Raw genomic sequence first — 2,446 nt, forward strand, 5'->3', positions numbered from 1 at the left:
CCAGCCGGCTATTTTCCTTCCGGTACATTATCACATGAATGCATACGGGGGTAGTGTACAGTCAAATGATAATGTTACCGAAACGCATTGATTGGTCCAAATGATAATGTTACTGAAGGAGAAATCTCCTTTCTCAAAGTATGGGCAATATTGATAATTTCCTTGTTATTATTTTCTGGTAAACCAATCAGGATCGTAATAAGTTCATCGATTTTAGTTCGCAATTCCAACGGATTGGTTTTCTGTCGTAATACCTCAAGTTTATTCTGTGTCTTCGGAGACAGCCTGCCTGTCTTTACTAAACGATCAAACGGCGTTCTGGCCTGATCAAAAACCCTACGATAATGGAATTCATCCATATAGACTTTTTCCTTCGTCCGCATGACTGGTTGGAAAAAGTTATGATAGACCCATAAAAGATCATATAGTTCCCGCATTATTGCAAGATGTTGGAGTGTATCAAACCTGCCATGTCCAACATAAGCTCTGACCCCGCTGAGATTATTCTCTTCGACAAATCGGTTGTCGTTTTTCTGGTATGGTCTGGAACGGGTGTACTCTAACCCCTGAACTTTTTCGCCCCAAAACCTCAATATATGGCGATTGAAAAACTCACTTCCATTATCGGGATGTAATTCAAGGATCTTTATGGGTAATCGTTTGAGGATCGTTTCGAATCCATCTTCCATCACTTTATAGCTTTTTCCAAACACAGCTGCCATTTCACTCCAGCCAGTGGCCACATCAACCATTTGAATGGTGTGAATGAACTCCCCAGCCCCACTTTCACCACCATGATCCACCAGGTCCATCTCAAAATGTCCAGGCTCTTCAATATTCCAAGGTATCCTCTTCATCGGATATTTCTTACGTAGGTGATTCCTGGGCTTTGGAACTGGTTTCCTGTACGCTATTCTGGGTTCTGACCTTCCAATGCGTTTCAGCACTCGCTTTAGCGTTGATACACTGATTTTATCCAACGACACTATGGTCTTTTCCGTAACCTGCAATTCGCCGTGTTTGCCTAAGTGTTCTGCCATCCATACCAGATTAGGACTCAGTCTTTCTGCACATGGGTAATCTAAACTCCGAGCTATCTTTCGAATAGCATCCTCTACTTCCACTCCGTATTCCTTTCCCCTTTGTTTTTGACGTTTCTTTCGACTCAATCTCCCATTCAGAATACGGATCAAGGACTTCCTGTGCATTCCTGTTATGGCTTCCATCTCTTGGAGAAGTTTCCCTTTTTCTAACTTTCCACAATTTTTGTATCTTGACCACATTTTCCAGATATATTTCCGTCTTTCGTTGATCGTCATTTCTTCGTATATTTCGATCATCATTAGCCTCGGTAACATTTTCTTTTGAGCTAATGATTATCCTTCAGTAACATTTTAGATGAACTAACGCGGCGGACTTGACAGCCGTACAATATTGTTATATTATGTACGGCAGGAGAGAAAATATGAACGAACCAAAACTAACTGTCCGGGTACCGCGCCAGCTTCTGGAAAATGCCAAACGATATGCTGCAAAGCATAACACCACCCTCACCGATCTCATCAAGACGTACCTGCGCCGTCTTCCCGATCAGGCTCCCCTTCAGGATGCTCCCATTGTGAGCCGGTTGAGCGGCACGCTATCCAGGGACACAACCGTCGAGGATTACAAAAAGCACCTGGAAGAAAAATATGGCCAGTAAGGCGCGTGTCCTCATCGACCTGAACATCCTGCTGGATGTGCTACAAAAACGCCAGCCTTTTTACCAGGCCTCCGCAGGTATCCTGGCTGCTGCAGAAACCGGACAAATAGAGGGTTTTGTTGCAGCCCACAGCATCACCACCCTTTTTTACCTGTTTCAGAAAGACAAAGGGGCGCCTGAAGCACGGGCCGCCATCACCAACCTCCTTCAGCTGGTCAAAATTGCTCCGGTTGATCAAAGCACCATCGAGCAGGCGCTCAACCTGGATTTTCGCGATTTTGAAGATGCCGTTCAAATGGTCGCTGCCGTGCAAAACCGGCTGGACTGCCTCATCACCCGTAACATTAAAGATTATCAGCCTTCTCTCCTGCCTGTCGTTCAGCCGGTGGATTTTTTAGCCACGTTGTGAATCGCCGCCCTTGTTGGGTTCCGGGCTGCACCCACATCCATCCGCATCATTTCTCCGCCCGCCCTCAAACCCAACTCACGCATTCTGTTCTGCTTAACCAATTCAAAAAGTAAGACATCCTTGCCCTCCTGCATCTAACCGGGTGAAGATAATTCATTATTAGAAACCGGAGGCACACAAAATGGCACAAGCAACCTGGAACGGCAAGGTCATTGCCGAGAGCGAAAAAACAATCGTGGTGGAGGGCAATCACTACTTCCCGGCCGAGTCGCTTAATCCGGCATTTGTCAGTGCAAGCCAGACCACCTCGGTCTGCGGCTGGAAAGGGACGGCCA

The 2,446-nt window shown here is 46.0% G+C and carries 3 protein-coding genes; 2 read left to right on the plus strand and 1 reads right to left on the minus strand.

Annotated elements, in window-relative coordinates:
* Nucleotides 1-74 precede the first annotated feature (74 nt).
* Nucleotides 75-1,319, minus strand: coding sequence for a hypothetical protein (locus V2I46_05590; GenBank protein ID MEE4176964.1), 1,245 nt, complete (start codon nt 1,317-1,319; stop codon nt 75-77).
* A 125-nt stretch (nt 1,320-1,444) separates the two neighbouring features.
* Between V2I46_05590 and V2I46_05595 the strand changes: the two genes are divergently transcribed.
* Nucleotides 1,445-1,702: a DUF6364 family protein gene (locus V2I46_05595; protein ID MEE4176965.1), complete on the plus strand. Its 258-nt coding sequence runs from the start codon at nt 1,445-1,447 to the stop codon at nt 1,700-1,702.
* A complete protein-coding gene (locus V2I46_05600; GenBank protein ID MEE4176966.1) occupies nt 1,692-2,111 on the plus strand; it encodes a PIN domain-containing protein in 420 nt (139 codons plus the stop codon). The genes V2I46_05595 and V2I46_05600 overlap by 11 nt, the downstream gene beginning before the upstream one ends.
* The last annotated feature ends 335 nt before the right edge of the window (nt 2,112-2,446 follow it).

Source organism: Bacteroides sp. (assembly GCA_036351255.1).
Taxonomy (GTDB): domain Bacteria; phylum Bacteroidota; class Bacteroidia; order Bacteroidales; family UBA7960; genus UBA7960.

What these genes read in the sequence shown, in the direction of transcription:
- V2I46_05595 (MEE4176965.1), top strand. Translation starts at nt 1,445, where the DNA reads ATGTACGGCAGGAGAGAAAATATGAACGAACCAAAACTAACTGTCCGG.
- V2I46_05600 (MEE4176966.1), top strand. Translation starts at nt 1,692, where the DNA reads ATGGCCAGTAAGGCGCGTGTCCTCATCGACCTGAACATCCTGCTGGAT.
- V2I46_05590 (MEE4176964.1), bottom strand. Translation starts at nt 1,319, where the DNA reads ATGACGATCAACGAAAGACGGAAATATATCTGGAAAATGTGGTCAAGA.